Here is a 19,411-nt window from a genome sequence, read left to right as displayed (position 1 = left end):
TTGACCTTTTACATATCAGATAAGGTTATTATTTATTATGTGCGTGCTACGCCACCACCGACACACTTTTCACCTGCGCATACACCCACATGCCGACCGAGAGTTTTAATTCCGCCAGTGCCCAACGGCTAATCGACGCACCGAACTGCAAGCCATCGGCATTTAACCGCACTTCCACTTGCTGCGCTTGGGTTTCAATTTCAGTGATTTGGCACGCCAGCACATTGCGGATACTGCTGCCCTTTGCCGGTTGTAAAATAATCGAGACATCGGAACTGTAAATACAAATCCGCACCGAATCGCCCACGCTTTTTTCAACTTGTTGAATCCACAAGTGCTGTCCGCCAAATGCCAGTGCGGTCATTTGATACAACGGGTGCTGCATCTCAATCGGCAGGTTAAAAACCGCACTTTGCTGTTGCAGCCCTTTCCACGGCAGAAAATGCGGACTTTGCCAAATAGTTTCCAACTCGTCAAACGCCAGCACTTTGCCCTGTTCCATCAAAATCACCCGTTGCGCCAAGCGTAGCAGCTCTTCCAGACTATGGCTGACATACAAAATCGGAATATTGATCTCTTTCGCCAAGCGATCCAGATACGCCAACAACTCCTGTTTACGCGGCAGATCAAGTGCGGCTAACGGCTCGTCCATTAGCAATAACTCAGGCTCGGTGAGTAATGCTCTGCCGATCGCCACCCGTTGTTTTTCGCCGCCTGAAAGCGTGAGCGGATAACGTTTCAGTAGATGTTCGATGCCTAACAGCTCAATAATTTCTTGATATACCGCCTTGCTGACTTTTTTCATGCCATAAGCCAGATTGCCTTTGACGGTGTAATGCGGAAACAGGCGCGCATCTTGGAACACATAACCGAGATGGCGCTGTTCCGGCGGCAGATTGATTTTGCGCGCAGTATCGACCAACGTGCGGTTATTGAGTTGAATATAACCTTGATCGGGGGTTGATAGACCACTCACCAAATTAATCAATGAGGATTTACCGCTACCCGATAAACCGAAAAGTGCGGTCACACCGTTGGACGGAATTTGCAAGTTGGCACTTAACGCCAGACTGCCAAGCTGTTTTTTAAGATTCAATTCAAGCATCGCCCTGCCCCAATCTGTATTTCGCCCGTCGTGCCAACCACTCCGACAGCACCAAAGACAGCAGCGCAATCACAATCGCAATCACGCACAAACGTGCCGCTGCGCCCTCTGCCGACGGGGTTTCGATAAAAGAATACATCGCCAACGGAATAGTTTGGGTCTGTCCGATAATATTGGAAACGAAAGTGATCGTTGCGCCGAATTCCCCCAGCGAACGGGCAAATCCCAACACCATACCGGCGAGAATACCGGGAAAAGAGAGCGGCAAGGTGATGGTGAAAAACACCCTCCACGCCGACGCACCAAGGGTGCGAGCCGCTTGTTCCAGTTTGGGGTCGACATTTTCCAACGCCAAACGAATCGCTCGCACCACCAACGGAAACGCCACCACCGCCGAAGCTACCACTGCGCCGCGCCAACTAAACGCCACGCTGAAATCAAACCATTGATAGAGATATTTGCCGATAAAACCGTTGCGCCCGAAACCGACCAACAATAAATAGCCGATCACCACCGGTGGCAGCACCAACGGTAAATGAATAATACCGTCGAGCAGATTTTTACCGAAAAAGTGATAACGGGCCAGCAACCATGCGAAAAAAACCGCCGGCGGCAGGCTGATCAACATCGCGAACAGCGCAACTTTAAGACTGAGATTGATCGCGCTGATTTCCGCCGGACTGAGGCTGAGGGTTTGAATGATGCTATCAATCAAAGCGAATTCCTTTATAAATTGTTTAAAACAAAAGTGCGGTTAAAACGTTCGATTTTTATTGCAAAAGTATGGGCGGATTAACTATCCGCCCTAGACAATTTAAAATTTTAAATCTTAATAATGTATTGCTCAGTTTTACAGCCTGACCTATGCATAACCTTGTACGGCTTGCCGTGCAAGGCTGATAGCCGTTTCCGTGCACGGTTACATAGGCCTCGAGGGGCTTTGCCCCTCGTAAATAGGTTTGTTGGTAATTATTCTACGCTGAAACCGTATTTCTGCAAAATCACTTTACCGCTGTCCGAGCCTAAAAACGCCATAAACGCGCGTGCAACGGCGCTGTCGTGATCGGTGATAATCGCTGCCGGATACTCGACCGCTTCATAGCTACCGTCCGGAAACACGCCGACGATCTGCACTTTATCACTGGCGGCGGCATCAGTGGCATACACAATCCCCAACGGCGCTTCTGCTCTTTCCACCAATGTCAACGCGGCACGCACGTTTGCTGCGCGCGCTAATTGACTTTCAACTTTATCCCATTGATTTAATTTGGTTAATGCCGCTTTAGCATACAAGCCTGCCGGAACGTGTTCCGGATCGCCGACCGATAAAAAGTTTTTGCCCAAATATTGCAGCCACTCGTCATTATTCAGATCAAATTTCAACTCGCCGGCACTTTTTGGCGCAATCATCACCAATTTATTACCGGCAACGATTTTGCGCGAATCGGCAATGATTTTGCCCTTTTCCTGCAAGAAATCCGCCCATTTTAAATTTGCCGAAACAAAAATATCCGCCGGTGCGCCCTCGTCAATTTGGCGCGCCAACACGGAAGAAGAAGCGAACGAGAACACAATCTCCGCCGCTTTTTGCTCCTGCTTAAATTCGCTCGCCAAATCCTGCAACACATTGGTCATCGAGGCGGCGGCAAAAACCGTCAGTTTCTCACTTGCCATGCCCGAAAAAGAGACCGCCGCCAATGCCACCGCCAAAACCGCACTTTTGCCCCACTTACCGATTTGCTTAAACATAATGTCTCCTAAGAATGAACATAAAAAAACGCTATAAAACAAATTATATAACGATAAAAAAAGATGTCTATCAAGATTTATGTTTTTCTTTTAAAATGAGAAACCAATCACAATGAGTTAAGACTATCCAACAGGAATCACTATGAGCGAGATTGATATTGAACTGAGTATTAAGCTGCAACAGCAACTGTTCGTTGATCCGCGCCGCATTCACCTGCTGCGTGCCATCGAAAAGTGCGGTTCGATCTCGCAAGCCGCCAAACAGGTCGGCATCAGTTACAAAACCGCATGGGATAATCTGAATGCGATGGATCTGCTCAGCCCCAAACCGTTGTTGCAGCGCAGCAGCGGCGGGAAAGAGGGTGGCGGCACTACCCTGACCGCTTACGCCAAACGGGTTTTGCGCTTATACGAACTGTTGGAACAAACCCAGCTGCGCGCGTTTGCCATTTTGCAAGACGAAAATATTCCGCTCACCAGTCTGCTTTCCGCCACGGCAAAATTCAGCCTGCAAAGCAGCGCCAGAAACCAGCTGATCGGCACGGTGGCGGCGGTTCGCACGCAAGGCTTGATCAGTGAAGTGCGGATCAATATCGACGGCTTGCCGCAACCGCTAACCGCCGAGATCACCCAAGCCAGCGCCGTGCGTTTGCAACTGCAAGCGCAGCAAGAACTGCTGTTGATGTTCAAAGCGCCTTGGGTCACGCTGCACAAACAACCGCAGGGGCTCAACAGCTTCAAAGGCAAAATCAGCGCACTTCAGCAACAGCAGGGCAACCATGAAGCAGTGATTCAGGTCACGCCGCAAATCGAATGTTGCGCCAGTTATCACAACAACGAGCAATATCAAATCGGCGAAGAGATTTATCTCAGCATTGCCCCTGAAAAAATTATTTTATTGGCGCTATAACACCATAGCTATAACGCTATAGCAAAGTCGCATTGTGGCAAAACAGTAGCACCGCTGAAATATTCAGCGCCGGTGCAAACGGCAACTCCTGCTCGCCCAATGCTTGCGGACTGAAAACCGCTCTGGCACAAGCACACAACGCCCCAAGCAGCGTCAATAAACTGGCGCACAACAGCAGTAACGGCAGTTGCTGCCACGGATAAAACGCGGCAAGTGCGCTGATCAGCCAACAATCGCCTTCGCCGAACACTTCACGGCGGTATAGCCGTTTGCTCAGTTGGTAAAACAGCGTGCTGACCGCCAACGCAATCAACAAACTTTGCACACTCTGCGCTAAAGAAACCGCCCAGATTCCCTGCCATGCGCCAAACAGCGCCAACAGTAACAGCGCTTGGCAAAGTGCGGTCGAGATCAGGCGATAATAAAAATCGATCACACCGATTGCGATCAACAATCCCAGCCAGCATAACAGGCTGAGCAGGCTTAAAAAATCCGGCTGAAAATAACCGATTGGCAACGCTGCGAGCGCCAAGCCCAACGGCAGCAAGCGAAAATAACGCTTTCGTAACGGCGGCAACCACTGATAATCGTCTGCGAGCGGCTGCGCCGTCACATCGGCATGGCAGTCTTGATAGTATTGCTGTAAAGTGCGGTTAAACTCCTCGGCAAAATGTTCAAAATAACGTTGCAGCCGCCAACCGATCAACAAAGCGCAAAACGCCGCCAAAAACAGGTTCACTATCATTAGCCTAACATCGCCCCCATATCGAAAATCGGCAGGTACATGCCCAACATCACCGCCCCGATCAAGGCGCCGATCAGCAGCATTAACAGCGGTTCGAGCAGCTGCGACAGCAAATCAATCTGATGATCGAGCCGCCGCTGGTAATTATCGGCGATATGCTGCAACATCTGCCCCAAACAACCGCTCTTTTCGCCCACCAGCAACATTTGCTGCGCCTGTTGCGGAAACCAACGGCTGCTGACACTCTGCGAAAACGCATATCCCTGTTGCAGCAGCTGCAAACTTTGGCTGATCTCCTGCTGCATTAAGGTCGGCTGTTCCTGCTGCTGCGGCGCTAAAAAAGTGCTCAGGGCTTGATTGAGCGGAATGCCGGCATGCAACATTAACGCCAAATTACGGCTGGAATCGACAATCAGACTGAACTGCTGCAAGCGTCCAAAGAGCGGTAGTCGCTGCAATAGCGCCGACAATTTGCGGCGTAATCCGGCGTGTTGGCGATAAATCCGTACGCCGCCGCCAATCAGCAATGCAACTAACAGCGCCAAACGTCCGCCATATTGCTGTAAAATCTGCGATTGTTGCAGTAAAAATCGGGTGAACAGCGGCAATTGCTGCTGATTTTGTTGGTACATTTCGGCAAATTGCGGCACGATAAACAGCAGCAACAGCACGGTCAACCCGAATGAAATCAGCAAAACCATCAGCGGGTAGAGCAAAATTTTCTGTAACTTACGCTGTAATTCAAGTTTTTTCGCTTTATCTTCGCCGATCTGGCGGCAAATTTGTGCCAACCGTCCGCTGGTTTCACCGATTTTGATCAATTGCCGATCACGATCAGTTAAAAAGTGCGGATACTGTTGCAGCACCTGCGAAAAGGCATAGCCGCCGACAATCCCCTGTGTCAACTGCTGCAACCAATGCTGCAATTTTTCGTTTTGGCAGTTGTGCCGCAACATCTCCAATCCCGATTTTAATGGCAATGCCGCTTGCAGAAGCATTGCCAGTTGCTGCATTAACTCGCCAATCTCAGCCTGCCTGACTTTTGTCGATAAACGCCAGTTGCGCCGCACCTTCACCTGCTGCAAACCGCGTGCCAGCAACCGCACTTTCGCCTGTTCGGCATTCTTCGCCAGAATCGTACCGCTCTGCTGCCGTTGCAGATGATTGACCGCATGCCAACTAAATTCCGCCATCTTCATCTCCCAACACACGTCGGATTTCCGGCAGATCGGTCACGCCCGAACGCACCTTTTCCATGCCGCTTTGATACAAACTGGCGAAATCCAAACGATACGCTATTTCTTGCGGATCTTGACGGTTGTTATCGGTTTGCAGATTAACAAAGTGCGGTTGCAAAAATTGGTATGTGCCGATACGCCCGTGATAACCTTGATGGCATTTTTCGCAGCCTTGTTTACCGGCTTGCCGACAGGCGCAACGACGGCGCAGCAAGCGTTGTGCCACCACCAACAGCAGGCAGGATTCCAGCTCATACTCTTTGATCCCCAACTGTTTTAAACGTCCGATCGCCGCTTCGGCATCGTTAGTATGCAGCGTGGACAACACCAGATGTCCGGTTTGCGCGGCGCGGATCGCCATCATCGCACTCTCTTCGTCACGGATCTCCCCTAACATAATCACGTCCGGATCTTGGCGTAAAAACGTTCTGAGCAACTGCTTAAAATCCAATCCGATTGCCGGATTGACTTGGGTCTGCACAATGCCGTCCAAACTGATTTCAATCGGATCTTCGGCGGTCACGATATGCTTTTCCGGCTGATTGAGGCTGTGAAGTGCGGTATAGAGGGAAATGCTTTTGCCGCTGCCGGTCGGACCGGTCACCAAAATCAAGCCCTGCGGTTGCTGCAACGCCTGCTGGAAACAGCGCTGTTGCCGTTCGGTCATGCCCAATTCGGCAAACGCCAGCTCCACCGGTTTATTTTGCTGCAAGCGCAACACTGCCTTTTCGCCCAGTTGGGTTGGTAAAATCGACAAACGGAAATCCAGCACATCATTAAACGCCGTGGTAAACTGAAAGCGTCCGTCTTGCGGCAGGCGCTTTTCGGCAATATCCAAATGCGCCAATAATTTCACCCGTGAAATCAGGCGTTCGGCAAAATTGGCACTGATCTGCTTCGCTACCGTCAACACGCCGTCCACCCTAAAACGCACTTGCAAGCCAGCCTGTGTTGTCAGCGCATTTGCCTTGCTGTGGCGCTGTGCCAGCGGTTCAAGATGAATATCCGACGCCCGTTGCGCCAGTGCTTGCTCAAAAATGCTTTCCAGCAGTTGGATCACCGGTTCATCACTGCTTTCATCTGCCGACGGCTGAAATTCGTGGCGATATACCGCCTGCGCATAATCCTGCACTTGCCCGATCCCGCCAGACGCCTGTTCCGTCATCTGTTGAAGTGTGGTTTTCAATACGCTGTTTGCCAATATCACCGGCTCTACCGTTTTATCGTACAAAAAAGCAAAAACTTCACAGGCGTTGAGATTATCCAACGAATCCAGCCCCAACCACAAGCGGCTTTCGTCTTCTTGCAGCGGCAAGGCGAAATAGCGCAACAACAACGCTTGATCGCGGCAGTTGCGCTGGCGTAATGCCTCGTCAAGTGTAAACCGTTGTCCGTCAATACTGATTAGATCCATGGCGTTTTCCTGCCGTCAGTCAAGCCGTTATGAACAGAAGCCGGACGGAAAAATCGTAATGTCTGAATTCGGTGCTGTGCACGCCACTGTCCAACTGATTTCGCTGCCATTGCCGCCGCTTGCAGTGAGGGTATAGCCGTAATTTTCCAAACTGCCTCTACCGCTCACACTGATCTTACCGCCGGCCGTGGTAATGGTTTTAATATACTTCGATTTATTCTCTGCACTTTTGTCCGCCTGAATCCCATTGCTGCCGCCGCTGCAATTCGTCACCGCGCCGGTGCTGTAAATGCACAGTTCCACCTCGCCGCGATAGGGCGTTGAGGCCTGCAACAGCTCGGAGAGCGCCGCTTTACGGGTATAACTTTGGTAGGAGGGCACGGCAATGGTGGCAAGCACGGCGATAATCGCAATCACGATCATCAATTCGACGAGGGTGAACCCCTGTTTAAAGCTGCTTTTCAGGTTGAATTTAGTCATTGTTTTTTCCTTTTATCTTTGCGTTGTCACTAGTAAAAAATTGACAGCGTCAGCATGGCAAAGGAGAATAGCAAAATCTAGCAACGCAAAAATAATTGGAAGCGAGATCGCAAAATATGATTTTGACCCCGCAAAAAATCAGCAGCGGCTGGCTGAATCCGGTGCGCAAAGTGCGGTCACCGCACTTTGACTTACGTCCGGATATTCACGATATTTCATTGTTGGTGATTCATTACATCAGCCTGCCGCCGGAACAGTTCGGCGGCGATTTTATCGATCGTTTTTTTCAAGGCAGACTCGACCCGAACGCCCACCCCTATTTTGCCGAAATTTACCAACAACGGGTTTCCGCCCACTGTTTAATTAATCGTTCGGGCGAAGTGACCCAATATGTCAGCTTTGCTGATCGTGCTTGGCACGCCGGTTTATCTTGCTTTCAGGGACGGGAAAAATGTAATGATTTTGCGATCGGTATCGAGTTGGAAGGATCGGACAATCAGCCGTTCAGTGACGAACAATACCGCACTTTGCAGCACCTGACCGCTTTGATTATGCAAACTTACCCGCAAATCAACCAAGAGCGGATCGTCGGACATAGCGATATCTCCCCGGGACGAAAAATTGATCCGGGCAAATATTTTGATTGGCAACGCTATTTTGCCGGACTGCCGGCCATTTGAAAACGAAAAAATCCACTATGATCACTCATAACGGATTTCTGCTGTCTATCAATTTATAATGAAAATCAGTCTATTATGAAAAACTGAAAAAATCTTTCACTGATTGCCACCAGCTTTTGCTGTCTTCCAGTTCCAGCGGCTTAATATCTGAATTTTGATTTTCCGGCAACGGTTTATCCAAATGGAAATCGCTGACCACCCCTTGTTGGCTGAAATTCACGGTTAAGGTATGTTGTTGCGGATCTTCGTAACCTTTTTGTTGTAAATAAACATAATACCAAGTGTAACTGCTGTACGGATCAGTCAACATCGGTGTTCCCAATAAATATTGCACCTGCACCGGTGTCATACCGTTTTGCAACTGCGCCACTTGCTCGGCTTGCAGATAGTTGCCCTGCGGCACGTCGATACGGTAAACCAGCTTGTTATATAAAGAGCATGACGTCACACTGATACTGACCAACAGAACCGTTAAAACAGATTTCAATCTCATGTTTTTTTCTACCTTTTTATTATGAATTGTTATGGATGATACCTAAAGTTGGTAAAAATGCCAATACATTTAAGATTGTAGCTTAGCAAAGCGCTGGAGTTGATCGCGCAAATTCGCCGGCAAACCTTTAATTGTTAAACTGTCATTTTCTTCGTTCCAAAAAATCCGCTCATTTAATAACGCAGCGTCAAAGCTCAACGTCACACCTTTGCCTGACCCGGAATATTTGGTCAACGATTTCAGCGCCCCCGACAACGGCGGAAAGCTCTCCGCCAGATCATACGCCTGTTCTTGGCTGAATTGGCTGAAATTCTGCTGGTTTAGACTCGGTAAGGTATCGGAAAGTTCCGTTACAACAATCTCCTCACCGACTTTTAATTGCCCTTTACAGTAATCGAACGCCTGTTTTTTCACTTCTTGAATCTGTTTGCTGTCCAATTCGCCCTGTTGGCAAAAATCATCCACCGCCTGCAACAAGGTCAAATTCTGCTGTTTCGGATCAAAACCGCTGTCTGCGCCTAAAAAATCCATAAAGAAATCCGATACTTTGCGCCCGACCCGCCCTTTGATAAAACTTAAATAGCGATCGGAAGACGCCGAGAGCGTCAATTCGGTCAGATTCAAACGCGCGGCGATATCATACTGCTGAATATTCAGATAGGAGGTTTGCTGAATGTCCAGTTCTTCGTCCACCAGCATACTGTGGCGGCTGTCGAGCAGGGCGATAAACAGGTAATCGGTTGCCAAAAAGGTATATTGGCACAAAATAAAAGTACCGCTGTCGGCAAACACATATTTGCTGAGTTCGCGCGCCAAATTCTGCGCACTTTGCTGACTGAAATCGAGAAAATCCAAGTCATTTTCCAAAAAACGGTTCAACTGACGGGCAAATTGCGATTCGCCTTTAAACACGCCGTAAGCTAACGCTTTGCTTTGATAATTTTGGTGCAGCTGCAACATCATCTGCTGAATCTCGGCATTGACCGGCAGCAATTGCGAACGCAGACGGGTGCTCAACTGTTTGTTGGCGCTGTCGGCTTCATTCCCAGCCATATTTGGCTCAGTGCCGTCCCGATTATCCGTCAAATAAAGCTGGTGTAGGATAATTTGCTTAACTTCTATACTCATTTCATCGTCCGTTAATTTTTTGTGTCAAAACAAGCGCCATTATAACCAATTGGCGACAGCTTTTTTAGCGGTAACGTAAAAAATATGCTAACATTCGCAAGATATCCGAATCACACGCGATTAGACACCACATTAACCAAGCGAGAGGGTTGAATTTATGGCAACACAATCAAAATACAGCGATCAACAAGTGCAAGCCCTGCTCAACGATTTGGCGGCGGTGTTGGAAAAACATCAGGCTTCGGTTGATCTTTCGTTGATGGCATTAGGCAATACGGTCACCAATCTCTTGCAATCCAGTGTCGGGCGCAACCAGCAGCAGGCGCTGGCGGACGCTTTTTGCAGCGCCTTACAACACTCCTTAAAACCGCGCGCATAACCGCACTTTTCCCTTGCGCAGATCATAGGCAGGCAACGATATGCTGAAAATTCCAAGACAATATTGGGAAGCCACCTCACAAAAAATTGCGTGGGGACATTGGTTTGCGTTCTTTAATATTATCGTTGCGATTTTAATCGGCTCCCGTTACGCCTTTATCGCCGATTGGCCGGCGACCTTAATCGGCAAGGTCTATTTCTTTCTGAATATTCTCGGACATTTCAGCTTCATCGTCTTCGCCCTGTATTTACTGATTCTGTTTCCGCTCAGTTTTATCATCAAAAATCCGTATACTTTCCGCGCCGTCGGCGTGGTGTTATCCACCATCGGCTTAACCCTGCTGTTGCTGGACACCGAAATTTTCAACCGTTTTCACCTGCATTTGTCTTTCTTGGTGTGGAATATCTTAATCAACCCCGATAACGGCGATTTGGCACGCAACTGGGAACGCTTTTTCGTGCCGATGCCGCTGATCTTCCTGATTGTTATGCTGTTTTCCCGTTGGGCATGGGAGAAACTGCGCAGTCTGGAACGGCAAAAATGGATTCGCAAAGCCGCTTATTTTCTGATGTTCTGCTTTATCGCTTCCCACCTGCTGTATGCTTGGGCAGATGCCTATTTTTATCGCCCGATTACGGTACAAAAGGCCAATTTACCGCTCTCTTACCCGATGACCGCACGCACCTTCTTGGAAAAAAACCAATTGTTAAACCGCGACACCTACTCGGAGCAGGTCAACAGCAGCGGTCGGGTTGATGCGCCGTATTTGAACTACCCGAAACAAGCGCTGCGTTATAGTCCGCACGCTGCAAGCGACGAAAAGCCGAATATCCTGCTGATCAATATTTCCGGCTTACGCCACGACGCGATCCGCGCCGAGGATATGCCTTCTTTAGCGGCTTTCCGCCAGCAAACCTTAGATTTTGAAAATGCTTACAGCGGCGGCAACAACCCGAATATGGCGCTGGTCGGACTGTTTTACGGTTTGAACGCCAACTATTTCGACAGCCTGCTCAGCCAACGAGCGCCGTCGGTGTGGATTGAACGCATGCAGCAATTGCAGTATCAATTCGGGCTGTTTGTCACTGCACCGCTGAAATCGCCGCTGTACAACCGCTCTTTGTTCCAACAACAACGGTTAAACTTCAACGGCTCCAATCAGCAAAGTACCAAACAGTGGCTAGATTGGTATCAACAGCAGAGCGACAAGGTTTGGTTCAGCTATCTGCAATATGATCTCTTGGGTGTGATGGCGAATTATCCGGCGCAAGATCCTGAGGCGCAGCAGCAGTATTACCGTTTGCAATTGCAGGAGATCGATCGCCAACTGACACAGGTTTTGGCAGGGCTGCAACAAAAAGGGTTAGACAATACGGTGGTGATCGTCACGGCGGATCAAGGCTATTCCTACCATACGGAAAACAACCGCAACCAGAACTATTTCGGGCGGGATCGAATCCAAGTGCCGCTATTAATAGCATTACCGCAACAAACGCCGCAAAAAATCAGCAAAATCTCTTCACAAATGGATTTAGTGCCGACGGTGATGCAGCAGCTGTTCCAAGTGGAAAACCCGCAGCAGGATTATACGCAAGGCAACGATCTGTTCGACTTACAGCACAGCGACGACTGGGTGCTGGTCGCCAATCAGCGTTGGAACGTAATTGTTACCGCCAACGGCGAACAATATCACATCGACTCGCAAGGGGATTACAAAGAATACAACGCCCAATACCAGCAAATCGACTCCGCCAAACCGCCGCTGGCACTGTTCCTACAACTGTTTAACCGAGATCGTAATTTCTTGTTGGATTAAGCATTAGCATTAAATAAAAGGACAAAAGTGTGGTTAAATTATTTTCAACCGCATTTTTGCTATTACTATCCGGCGCTATTCCGCCGCAATCGCCTCGGCACAGACATAAGCCGAGCTCCACGCCCATTGGAAATTGTAACCGCCGAGCCAACCGGTAACGTCCAGCACTTCGCCGATAAAATACAGACCGGCAATATCGTTCACCTGCATGGTTTTCGAGGAAATCGCAGCGGTGTCCACGCCGCCCAACGTCACTTCGGCGGTGCGATACCCCTCCGTGCCGTTGGGATCAAATTGCCAATGATGGATCAACTGTTGCAGCTGTTGTAACCGCACTTTCGACAATTGCGCCAGCGCTTGATCGTCAAACTGTTGCAATTCCAGCCATAATTCCACCAAGCGTTTCGGCAGCACGCGCGAAAGTGCGGTTTTCAGCTGTAAATTAGGCGATTGTCGCCGCAGCCGTTGCAGGTAATCACTGATATTTTCCGTCGGTAACAGATCGATTGTCAGCGTTTGCTTCGGCTGCCAATAGTTAGAAATTTGCAACATTGCCGGACCGGAAAGTCCGCGGTGAGTAAACAGCATTTGATTGTGAAAGGCGTTGCCGGACTGCGCAGCGACATTCACCGCCAGCGAAACACCTGCCAATTGTGCATAGGCTTTATCCTGCTCGCGCCAAGTAAACGGCACTAACGCAGCGCGCGGCGAAATCACCTTTAAGCCGAACTGCTCCGCCACTTTATAACCGAATGCGCTGGCGCCCAGTGCCGGCATGGATAAGCCGCCGCTCGCGATCACCAGATTGCGGCAAGCCAACCACTCGCCGTTGCGTTGCACCCGAAACCGCACTTGCGCAGCTTGCGGATCGCTAAGCCGCTCAACCGCTTGCACTTGCTGGCGTAAAGCGATTTCGACGTTGCCTTTGCGGCATTCGTTCAGCAGCAGATCGACGATATCCTGCGAACTGTTGTCACAAAACAGCTGCCCCAACTCCTTTTCGTGATACGCAATGCCGTGTTCCGCCACAAGCGCAATAAAATCCCATTGGTTGTAACGTGCCAGTGCCGATTTGACAAAGTGCGGGTTGTGGCTGAGATAGTGCTGCGGCGTCACCTCTAAGTTGGTGAAATTGCAAAAACCGCCGCCCGCCATTAAAATTTTGCGCCCGATCTTTTTGCCGTTATCCAGCACCAACACCGATTTGCCCGCCTGCCCCAGCCGTCCGGCGCAAAATAAACCGGCCGCACCGGCGCCGATGATAATGGTGTCGTGATAGTGGTCGGGAGAAGGGTTGGCAGCACTGATTTGCATCATGTCGGCGATATCCGGTCAATTTAAAAAAGCGATTATAGCGCAATTTTCAACTTAAGGTTGCATCTTGCCCAACATTTCCGCCGCTTGTAAATTTTGGATCACATTGCGCCGATCCAAATCGGCGCTGTTACTCGCCAAAATCCGGCGCCAGTGTTGTGCGGCTTGCCGATAGTCCCCCTGCGCAAAAGCATCGGCAGCGAGCAGGGATAAGGCTTGCCTCTGCTGCGGCTCTTGCTGCAACGCCAATGCCAGCCACGATTTGGCTTTGTCGTTCAGTTTTTGTCCGCTTTGATAGTAAAGTGCGGTGGCGGCGGAAGCGAGCAGTTCGCTGCGTGCGCCGAGTAGATATTCGGCGCGTGAAAACGACTCCAGCGCATTGGCATATTGCTCGCTTTGCAGATATAGCAAGCCCAATTGATACCAGTTTTCACCGTTGTTGTAATCGGCGCTCAGCGCATGTTGCAGCTGCTCAAGCGTCTGTTGTTGCCCGCGTTCTACGCTGCTTTGAATCACGTCACGCGGTGCGGATACGCCTTGCTGTAACGCTGCATAGCGCGGACCGGCGGCGTAAATCAATACCGCACTTAGCACAATCAACAGCGGCAACACCGTCAGATGCAATACGTTGGCAGACGTGTTAACCGCACTTTGCCCTGCACTTTCCAATTTGTTTTGAATGGCAATATCCGGCGTTGTTTGCGCTTGCAAATGGGATTTTTTTGCTGCCTGATTGTGCCAAACCCCGCCCAACGCCAGAATCAACAGCACAAAAGGCGTGAGCCAAAGCAACAAAGTGGTGGTTTTAAACGGCGGATCGTAACGCACGAAATCGCCGAAACGGGCGGTCATCTGTTCGATAATTTGCTGATCACTGTCACCGGCATCGACCATTTTATAGACTTCAAGCCGCAAATCATAAGCGATTGGTGAATTGGATTCGACCAAATTTTGATTCTGACATTGCGGACAGCGCAGTGATTTCGCCAGGTTAACCGCTCTTGCTCGCACTTCCGGCGACTGAAACGCATAGGTATCGACAATTTCCGCCGACAGTGAAAACGAGAAACACAGCAATAGCCACAGACTGAATTGACGCCACATCTTATTTCTCCTTCTCCCCTGCTTTTACGCCGAATTGCGCCAACAACGGCGCAAATTGCTGCTGCCACACCTGCGGATTCAGCTCGCCGGCGTAACGGAAGCGGATAATGCCATCGCCGTCAATCAAATAGGTTTCCGGTGCGCCATAGACACCGAGCTGCAATGCCAGTCTGCCGTCGTGATCGTTTAATACCCGTGCAAACGGATTGCCTTTGCCGATTAACATTTGCCGCGCCGCTTGCGGATTATCACGATAATTCAAGCCGTAAATCAGTATACCCTGTTGTTTTAATTCGATTAAAAACGGATGTTCCACATGACAGCTGGCGCACCAACTGCCCCATACATTAAGCAAAAACGGTTGTCGCGGCAAAGTGCGGTTGTCAATCCATTCCGCCGGTTGCAATAAATCCGTTACTTGAAAAGCCGGTAGCGCTTTGTCCTGACGTGCCAAGCTGAGTTGGTTCGGATCACGTTGCAAACCAAGCAATAACATCACGGCTAGCGCCACCACCGCCAACAACGGCAAAAACAGTTTCAGACGGTGCTTTAACATAAGCGCGTTCCTTGTTCCGTTGCGGCCTCCGTCGCTGAACGCTGTGCGAAACGCCGTAAACCAATCGAAAAAAACGCCGCCAGCGCCATGAAAATACCGCCCAGCCACAGCCACTGAATCAACGGCTTGTAATGCAGTCCGAATGCGTAGCGATCACCCGATTTATCACCCATCACAATATACAGATCGCCCAGCAGACCGGCTTTGATCGCCACTTCACTCATCATGCTGTTGCGAATATCGTAAAAGCGTTTTTCAGGCTGCAACATAAACCGTTCAGCGTGATGAGTGACCGCCAAAAGTGCGGTTTCGGTGGTGTAATTTGCCGCCAAGCGATATTCGATGCCTTGGAAATCAAATTGGTAGCGGTGTAATTCCGCACTTTCGTCCAGCGCCAGTTTCACGCCCAAATCCGAGGAATAATAGCCGCTCATCATGGCGGCAATCACCACCAACACCAAGCCGCCGTGCCCCAACAACATCGCAAGTGCGGTGTGCAAGCGCCGTTGTTGATAAGCGCGAATCGCATACAGAAACAGGCTGAACAGCAGCCAAAACGCCAATAATACAAAAACCGTCGGTAACAGTTGCCAACTGTTGTGCGGATCTTGTTGCAGGTTGTAAAAAATAGTGGCTAACGTGCTAGCGAGTGCCAAGGTAAAGCCGGAAAGATAGCGCCGCCAAGCCGTTTGCAGACCGCCGTTCAGCCACAGTAACATCACCGCCAGACACAAAATGACCAACGGTGTAAAAATCGTATTGAAGTACGGCGCACCGACCGAAATCGAACCGAAGCCGAAGGTGCTGAACAGCAGCGGATAAAAAGTACCAAGCAGCACGCTGAATGCGGCAATCGCAGTGAGGATATTCAGCAACAGCAAGCCGGTTGCTTGCGACCACAACCGCCAACGGCGTGGCGAGTGCGCCGGTTTGGCTTTGAAAGCAAAAATAGCCAAACCGAAGCCGCTGAACACAAAAAACATCGCCAACAAGGCGTAACCGCGCGACGGATCGATGGAAAAGGCGTGTACCGAGGTGATAACACCGGAGCGCACGATAAACGTACCGAGCAGCGAGGCGGAAAATGCCAACAGTGATAACAGTAAACTCCAGTAAGGATACAAGCCCTGCCGCTGGGTCGCAATCAGGCTGTGGATCAAGCCCAACCCCAACAGCCACGGGATCAATGAGGCGTTTTCCACCGGATCCCAGAACCACCAGCCGCCCCAGCCCAATTCATAATATGCCCACCAAGCGCCCAACACGATGCCGCACGTCAGCCAGCCCCAACTGAGCAACGCCCAAGTGCGGCTGTGGCGGGCGAACACTTGCGCTTCGGTCTGCAATAACAGCGTTGCCAGCGATAAGGCGAAATTCAACGCAAAGCCGACATAGCCCAGATAAAGCAACGGCGGGTGAAAGACCAAGGCGATATCCTGCAACATCGGATTCAAATCCCGTCCCTGAAACGGTGCGGGGAAAAAACGTTCGAACGGGTCGGATAACATCAAGGTATAGAGGCATAATGCGCTGTAAATCAAGGCCAGCACGGCAATAACCGTCGCTTTAAAGCGCACTTCCGTCTTTTGACCGCAACAGGCAAACAGAAAAGTCCAGAGGGAAAGCGTGACCAGCCAGAACAACATCGAACCTTCGTGTCCGCCCCAAGTCGCCGCCACTTTAAACAACAGCGGTAATTCACTGTTGGAATGCGCCGCCACATACAGCACTGAAAAATCATCTTGCACAAAGCTGTACGCCAACATGCTGATCGCACTGAGGGCAAATAAAAACAGCAACGCCGATAACAGCTTGAGCAGCGGCAAAACGGGATAGCGTTTGGCTAAAAACGGCAGCGCCAACAGCAAAAGTGCGGTCAGCAAGCTGGCAAGCAAGGCTAAATAGCCGATTTCCGGAAGCATAGTGTCGTTTTTCTCACCCGATAAATTGATTTCCAGCGAATAAAAAAGCGGGACTCCTCTGGATTAATCCCGCTTGGTATCAACGTTGCCGTTATGCCAGCGTCATTTGTCCGGTATAAAGGACAAAGAAGCGCAGGCAGAAAACCCCGAACAGCGTACACAGGGCAGTGAAAATAATAAACCCTTTTTTGTGTTTTATAGCATCTCCGGCGCAGGCATTCAAGACTAACGGCAAAACCAAACCGATCAGCACCACTCCGATCCAGAACACCCAAGACCAGAAGCCGCCGCCGATTGCCGTCACCATCGACACCGTTTTTTGCCCGCCGCCGAAATACAACCCGACAAAGAAGGCAAACAGCAGGAAGATTTCCAGCAATACCACCGGCGTTTCAAACTTGTGCAAAAATGAAATTGAGGCGGAATGCGTCGATTCACGGCAACACCAAACCGCCGCCAGCAACAGCGCGGCAATCCCTGAAGACGTGCCTGAAGCCAGAAACAGAATCGGCAATACCGGATTATTCAACATCGGATAACTGACCAGCGCCGACAGCAAGAAGCCGGTATAAGCGCCCAGCAACACCGATAACAGAATCAGGATCAACTCAATCGGATTGGTGGCTTTTTCCGCTAGATTAATGATTTTCTTCACAAAGCCCAATGCCGGAATATAGCGGTTAATCCAGTCGGCAAGCAGATGCTTAAACACAATCGCCAACCACAGGAACAGGAACAGCATATACACTTGGAATAGCATTACCCCCATTGACATCACCGACTGCGGTTGATAATTAAACATCAACAGCCAGAATGTCCACGGTTTGGTCAGATGGAAAATCAAAATGGTCAAGCCGATAATCAGGCTGAGCGGCGCAATAACGGCGGCACTGCGAATCACACTGTTACGGCTGACGTCGCTTCCTTCCAAGACTGCACTGCGTTTTAGCAGCACCGCCAGCAAAGTTGCGCCGGCAGAAATGCCCAACAGGAAAAGGTAAATCGCAATAATTTCGTCCCATACTAACGACGGGAAGTGGAATGGACTGTTCATCGTCTGATCTCCCCAACTTTAGCCGGCACATGATACAAATTCGGTTTCGTTCCCAACTCTACCTTGGTTTGATAAACCTGTTTCTGCCGAATTTGACGCGAGATTTCACTGTTTGGATCGTCCAAATCGCCAAAGGTCAAGGCTTTGGTCGGACAAGCTTCAACGCAAGCCGGTAACCGCCCTTTTGCCAAATTGGTATCGCGGCAGAAGTTGCATTTATCAGCGGCTTTGGTTTCCGGGTGGATAAAACGCACCCGATACGGACACACGGCAATGCAATACTGGCAACCGACACAAAGATCCGCTTTCACATCAACAATGCCGGTTGCTTCATCGATAAACGAAGCGCCGGTCGGGCAGACATGAACGCAAGGTGCGTTGCTACAATGTTGGCAAGAATGACGGTAAAACTCATAGGTTACGTCAGGAAATTCCCCTTGCGGTTCTCCCCGAATGATTTCCAGACGCGATACCCCTTCAGGTACGTTATTCACCTCACGGCAAGCGTCCATACAGGCGGTACAGCCGATACAGAGCTTCTCGTCATGCAACATACCATAACGTACATCATTAATCGTCAAAGTCTGAGCCAGACTTTGTGCGGGTTTTCCGGTCATCAGGATAAGAGCCCCAGCCCCCATGCCGGAAACAAAGTTTCGGCGTGAGCAACTCATTTTTTCTCCTTATCCTGAATCACAGGTTGCGGGTTGGTTTTGGTTTCTAACAACGCTTGTTGCTTACCGTGACAATCAACACACAGTTTCACTTGATCTTTATGTGCAATTCCCTGCATCGGATCCGCTTGCGGGTGCAAGGTATGGCAGCTGGCACACGGCAGTTTCATCGCATGCACATCGTGCGCCCATAAGCTTTCGCGCAATTTCTCCGGCTGGTGGCAAGAGAAACAGACTTGATTCTGCTCTTGTACGCTGTACATTGGTGTTTTACCGTCAAAAATATCACTGTGGAAACGCATCACGTCTTTCACGCCGCGCCGGTGATCTTCCGAAATATTGCCGTGACAGCTGACACAGTTAATCGGTTTTCCCGTTGACGGATTGGTTTTGCTTAAATGGATACCATGAAATTGTTCGTCATTAAACTTATGACATTGCGCACAATATTTGTTCGGATCGCGCTGATTTTCCAGCTGCGGCTGATAAGTCAGCTCACCCGCACCACTGTTTTGCACCGCACTTTTCGCCGTATCCGCCAGCGAAATATTGGTCGCCAATAATCCGGCCGCCAAAACAGCTACCATTTTGATAGCGTTGAGAATATTTCCCCTCATAATCTTTTCCTCAATTCTGTATGGTTATTTATG

General features: G+C 49.9%; 20 protein-coding genes. 4 read left to right on the top strand and 16 right to left on the bottom strand.

Annotated elements, in window-relative coordinates:
• Nucleotides 1–46 precede the first annotated feature (46 nt).
• The 3 genes from modC to modA form a co-directional block, all read right to left on the bottom strand.
• Nucleotides 47–1,105: a molybdenum ABC transporter ATP-binding protein ModC gene (gene modC / locus B8880_RS01255; protein WP_084255510.1), complete on the bottom strand. Its 1,059-nt coding sequence runs from the start codon at nucleotides 1,103–1,105 to the stop codon at nucleotides 47–49.
• On the bottom strand, nucleotides 1,098–1,820 hold the full coding sequence (modB, locus tag B8880_RS01250; RefSeq protein ID WP_084255508.1) for a molybdate ABC transporter permease subunit: 723 nt from the start codon (nucleotides 1,818–1,820) through the stop codon (nucleotides 1,098–1,100). Before modB ends, modC begins: the two co-directional genes overlap by 8 nt.
• 254 nt (nucleotides 1,821–2,074) lie before the next feature.
• Nucleotides 2,075–2,854 (bottom strand): molybdate ABC transporter substrate-binding protein, encoded by a 780-nt coding sequence (gene modA, locus B8880_RS01245; RefSeq protein ID WP_084255506.1) that lies wholly within the window; start codon nucleotides 2,852–2,854, stop codon nucleotides 2,075–2,077.
• Between the two features lie 142 nt (nucleotides 2,855–2,996).
• Here modA and B8880_RS01240 point away from each other — a divergent pair, with 142 nt between their 5' ends.
• Complete coding sequence (locus B8880_RS01240) at nucleotides 2,997–3,764, top strand: TOBE domain-containing protein (RefSeq protein ID WP_084255504.1); 768 nt, start codon at nucleotides 2,997–2,999, stop codon at nucleotides 3,762–3,764.
• Between the two features lie 16 nt (nucleotides 3,765–3,780).
• Here the strand turns inward: B8880_RS01240 and B8880_RS01235 are convergent, their stop codons facing one another.
• The 4 genes from B8880_RS01235 to B8880_RS01220 are packed head-to-tail and all read right to left on the bottom strand — an operon-like array spanning nucleotide 3,781 to nucleotide 7,641.
• A complete protein-coding gene (locus tag B8880_RS01235) occupies nucleotides 3,781–4,509 on the bottom strand; it encodes a prepilin peptidase (RefSeq protein WP_084255503.1) in 729 nt (242 codons plus the stop codon).
• The gene (locus tag B8880_RS01230) at nucleotides 4,509–5,708 is read right to left on the bottom strand and encodes a type II secretion system F family protein (RefSeq protein WP_084255501.1); all 1,200 of its coding nucleotides are present in this window, start codon (nucleotides 5,706–5,708) and stop codon (nucleotides 4,509–4,511) included. The genes B8880_RS01235 and B8880_RS01230 overlap by 1 nt, the downstream gene beginning before the upstream one ends.
• Nucleotides 5,689–7,161, bottom strand: a complete 1,473-nt coding sequence (locus tag B8880_RS01225; RefSeq protein ID WP_084255499.1) for a GspE/PulE family protein — start codon at nucleotides 7,159–7,161, stop codon at nucleotides 5,689–5,691. Before B8880_RS01225 ends, B8880_RS01230 begins: the two co-directional genes overlap by 20 nt.
• A gap of 27 nt (nucleotides 7,162–7,188) precedes the next feature.
• Complete coding sequence (locus B8880_RS01220) at nucleotides 7,189–7,641, bottom strand: prepilin-type N-terminal cleavage/methylation domain-containing protein (RefSeq protein WP_084255497.1); 453 nt, start codon at nucleotides 7,639–7,641, stop codon at nucleotides 7,189–7,191.
• 116 nt (nucleotides 7,642–7,757) lie between these two features.
• Between B8880_RS01220 and ampD the strand changes: the two genes are divergently transcribed.
• Complete coding sequence (gene ampD / locus B8880_RS01215; protein WP_084255668.1) at nucleotides 7,758–8,321, top strand: 1,6-anhydro-N-acetylmuramyl-L-alanine amidase AmpD; 564 nt, start codon at nucleotides 7,758–7,760, stop codon at nucleotides 8,319–8,321.
• 73 nt (nucleotides 8,322–8,394) lie between these two features.
• Here ampD and bamE read toward each other — a convergent pair whose 3' ends face one another.
• Nucleotides 8,395–8,814 (bottom strand): outer membrane protein assembly factor BamE, encoded by a 420-nt coding sequence (bamE, locus tag B8880_RS01210; RefSeq protein WP_084255496.1) that lies wholly within the window; start codon nucleotides 8,812–8,814, stop codon nucleotides 8,395–8,397.
• A 69-nt stretch (nucleotides 8,815–8,883) separates the two neighbouring features.
• Nucleotides 8,884–9,942: a nucleoid-associated protein YejK gene (yejK, locus tag B8880_RS01205; RefSeq protein ID WP_084255494.1), complete on the bottom strand. Its 1,059-nt coding sequence runs from the start codon at nucleotides 9,940–9,942 to the stop codon at nucleotides 8,884–8,886.
• Nucleotides 9,943–10,099: 157 nt separating this feature from the next.
• On the opposite strand from yejK, the gene B8880_RS01200 reads away from it, so the two are divergent.
• Together B8880_RS01200 and B8880_RS01195 are read left to right on the top strand one after the other, a co-directional pair.
• Nucleotides 10,100–10,321, top strand: a complete 222-nt coding sequence (locus B8880_RS01200) for a DUF1414 domain-containing protein (RefSeq protein WP_084255493.1) — start codon at nucleotides 10,100–10,102, stop codon at nucleotides 10,319–10,321.
• A gap of 40 nt (nucleotides 10,322–10,361) precedes the next feature.
• A complete protein-coding gene (locus B8880_RS01195; protein ID WP_084255491.1) occupies nucleotides 10,362–12,137 on the top strand; it encodes a DUF3413 domain-containing protein in 1,776 nt (591 codons plus the stop codon).
• Between the two features lie 75 nt (nucleotides 12,138–12,212).
• Here B8880_RS01195 and B8880_RS01190 read toward each other — a convergent pair whose 3' ends face one another.
• The 7 genes from B8880_RS01190 to nrfB all read right to left on the bottom strand — a co-directional run bounded on the left by B8880_RS01190 (nucleotide 12,213) and on the right by nrfB (nucleotide 19,378).
• Nucleotides 12,213–13,454 carry a BaiN/RdsA family NAD(P)/FAD-dependent oxidoreductase gene (locus B8880_RS01190; protein ID WP_244165582.1) on the bottom strand — a complete coding sequence of 414 codons (1,242 nt, stop codon included), beginning with the start codon at nucleotides 13,452–13,454 and terminating at the stop codon, nucleotides 12,213–12,215.
• A 51-nt stretch (nucleotides 13,455–13,505) separates the two neighbouring features.
• Nucleotides 13,506–14,555: a heme lyase NrfEFG subunit NrfF gene (gene nrfF / locus B8880_RS01185; RefSeq protein WP_084255489.1), complete on the bottom strand. Its 1,050-nt coding sequence runs from the start codon at nucleotides 14,553–14,555 to the stop codon at nucleotides 13,506–13,508.
• 1 nt (nucleotide 14,556) lies between these two features.
• Nucleotides 14,557–15,111, bottom strand: coding sequence for a DsbE family thiol:disulfide interchange protein (locus B8880_RS01180; RefSeq protein WP_084255488.1), 555 nt, complete (start codon nucleotides 15,109–15,111; stop codon nucleotides 14,557–14,559).
• Nucleotides 15,105–17,033 (bottom strand): heme lyase CcmF/NrfE family subunit, encoded by a 1,929-nt coding sequence (locus tag B8880_RS01175; protein WP_084255486.1) that lies wholly within the window; start codon nucleotides 17,031–17,033, stop codon nucleotides 15,105–15,107. The genes B8880_RS01180 and B8880_RS01175 overlap by 7 nt, the downstream gene beginning before the upstream one ends.
• Before the next feature lie 91 nt (nucleotides 17,034–17,124).
• Nucleotides 17,125–18,087 (bottom strand): cytochrome c nitrite reductase subunit NrfD, encoded by a 963-nt coding sequence (gene nrfD / locus B8880_RS01170; protein WP_084255484.1) that lies wholly within the window; start codon nucleotides 18,085–18,087, stop codon nucleotides 17,125–17,127.
• Nucleotides 18,084–18,761 carry a cytochrome c nitrite reductase Fe-S protein gene (gene nrfC / locus B8880_RS01165; protein ID WP_084255482.1) on the bottom strand — a complete coding sequence of 226 codons (678 nt, stop codon included), beginning with the start codon at nucleotides 18,759–18,761 and terminating at the stop codon, nucleotides 18,084–18,086. The genes nrfD and nrfC overlap by 4 nt, the downstream gene beginning before the upstream one ends.
• A complete protein-coding gene (gene nrfB, locus B8880_RS01160) occupies nucleotides 18,758–19,378 on the bottom strand; it encodes a cytochrome c nitrite reductase pentaheme subunit (RefSeq protein WP_084255480.1) in 621 nt (206 codons plus the stop codon). The genes nrfC and nrfB overlap by 4 nt, the downstream gene beginning before the upstream one ends.
• Nucleotides 19,379–19,411: the final 33 nt, after the last annotated feature.

Source organism: Pasteurella testudinis DSM 23072 (assembly GCF_900176075.1).
Taxonomy (GTDB): Bacteria; Pseudomonadota; Gammaproteobacteria; order Enterobacterales; family Pasteurellaceae; genus Chelonobacter; species Chelonobacter testudinis.
The sequence above is the reverse complement of the archived record's forward strand: the minus strand, read 5'-3'. Positions and strand labels throughout refer to the sequence as shown.

Bases quoted from the DNA above. Each gene is read 5' to 3' on its own strand.
- B8880_RS01175 (WP_084255486.1), bottom strand. From the start codon at position 17,033: ATGCTTCCGGAAATCGGCTATTTAGCCTTGCTTGCCAGCTTGCTGACC.
- B8880_RS01195 (WP_084255491.1), top strand. From the start codon at position 10,362: ATGCTGAAAATTCCAAGACAATATTGGGAAGCCACCTCACAAAAAATT.
- B8880_RS01235 (WP_084255503.1), bottom strand. From the start codon at position 4,509: ATGATAGTGAACCTGTTTTTGGCGGCGTTTTGCGCTTTGTTGATCGGT.
- B8880_RS01190 (WP_244165582.1), bottom strand. From the start codon at position 13,454: ATGATGCAAATCAGTGCTGCCAACCCTTCTCCCGACCACTATCACGAC.
- nrfF (WP_084255489.1), bottom strand. From the start codon at position 14,555: ATGTGGCGTCAATTCAGTCTGTGGCTATTGCTGTGTTTCTCGTTTTCA.
- B8880_RS01180 (WP_084255488.1), bottom strand. From the start codon at position 15,111: ATGTTAAAGCACCGTCTGAAACTGTTTTTGCCGTTGTTGGCGGTGGTG.
- modC (WP_084255510.1), bottom strand. From the start codon at position 1,105: ATGCTTGAATTGAATCTTAAAAAACAGCTTGGCAGTCTGGCGTTAAGT.
- ampD (WP_084255668.1), top strand. From the start codon at position 7,758: ATGATTTTGACCCCGCAAAAAATCAGCAGCGGCTGGCTGAATCCGGTG.
- B8880_RS01225 (WP_084255499.1), bottom strand. From the start codon at position 7,161: ATGGATCTAATCAGTATTGACGGACAACGGTTTACACTTGACGAGGCA.
- modA (WP_084255506.1), bottom strand. From the start codon at position 2,854: ATGTTTAAGCAAATCGGTAAGTGGGGCAAAAGTGCGGTTTTGGCGGTG.
- B8880_RS01240 (WP_084255504.1), top strand. From the start codon at position 2,997: ATGAGCGAGATTGATATTGAACTGAGTATTAAGCTGCAACAGCAACTG.
- B8880_RS01220 (WP_084255497.1), bottom strand. From the start codon at position 7,641: ATGACTAAATTCAACCTGAAAAGCAGCTTTAAACAGGGGTTCACCCTC.
- B8880_RS01200 (WP_084255493.1), top strand. From the start codon at position 10,100: ATGGCAACACAATCAAAATACAGCGATCAACAAGTGCAAGCCCTGCTC.
- B8880_RS01230 (WP_084255501.1), bottom strand. From the start codon at position 5,708: ATGAAGATGGCGGAATTTAGTTGGCATGCGGTCAATCATCTGCAACGG.
- nrfC (WP_084255482.1), bottom strand. From the start codon at position 18,761: ATGAGTTGCTCACGCCGAAACTTTGTTTCCGGCATGGGGGCTGGGGCT.
- nrfB (WP_084255480.1), bottom strand. From the start codon at position 19,378: ATGAGGGGAAATATTCTCAACGCTATCAAAATGGTAGCTGTTTTGGCG.
- yejK (WP_084255494.1), bottom strand. From the start codon at position 9,942: ATGAGTATAGAAGTTAAGCAAATTATCCTACACCAGCTTTATTTGACG.
- nrfD (WP_084255484.1), bottom strand. From the start codon at position 18,087: ATGAACAGTCCATTCCACTTCCCGTCGTTAGTATGGGACGAAATTATT.
- bamE (WP_084255496.1), bottom strand. From the start codon at position 8,814: ATGAGATTGAAATCTGTTTTAACGGTTCTGTTGGTCAGTATCAGTGTG.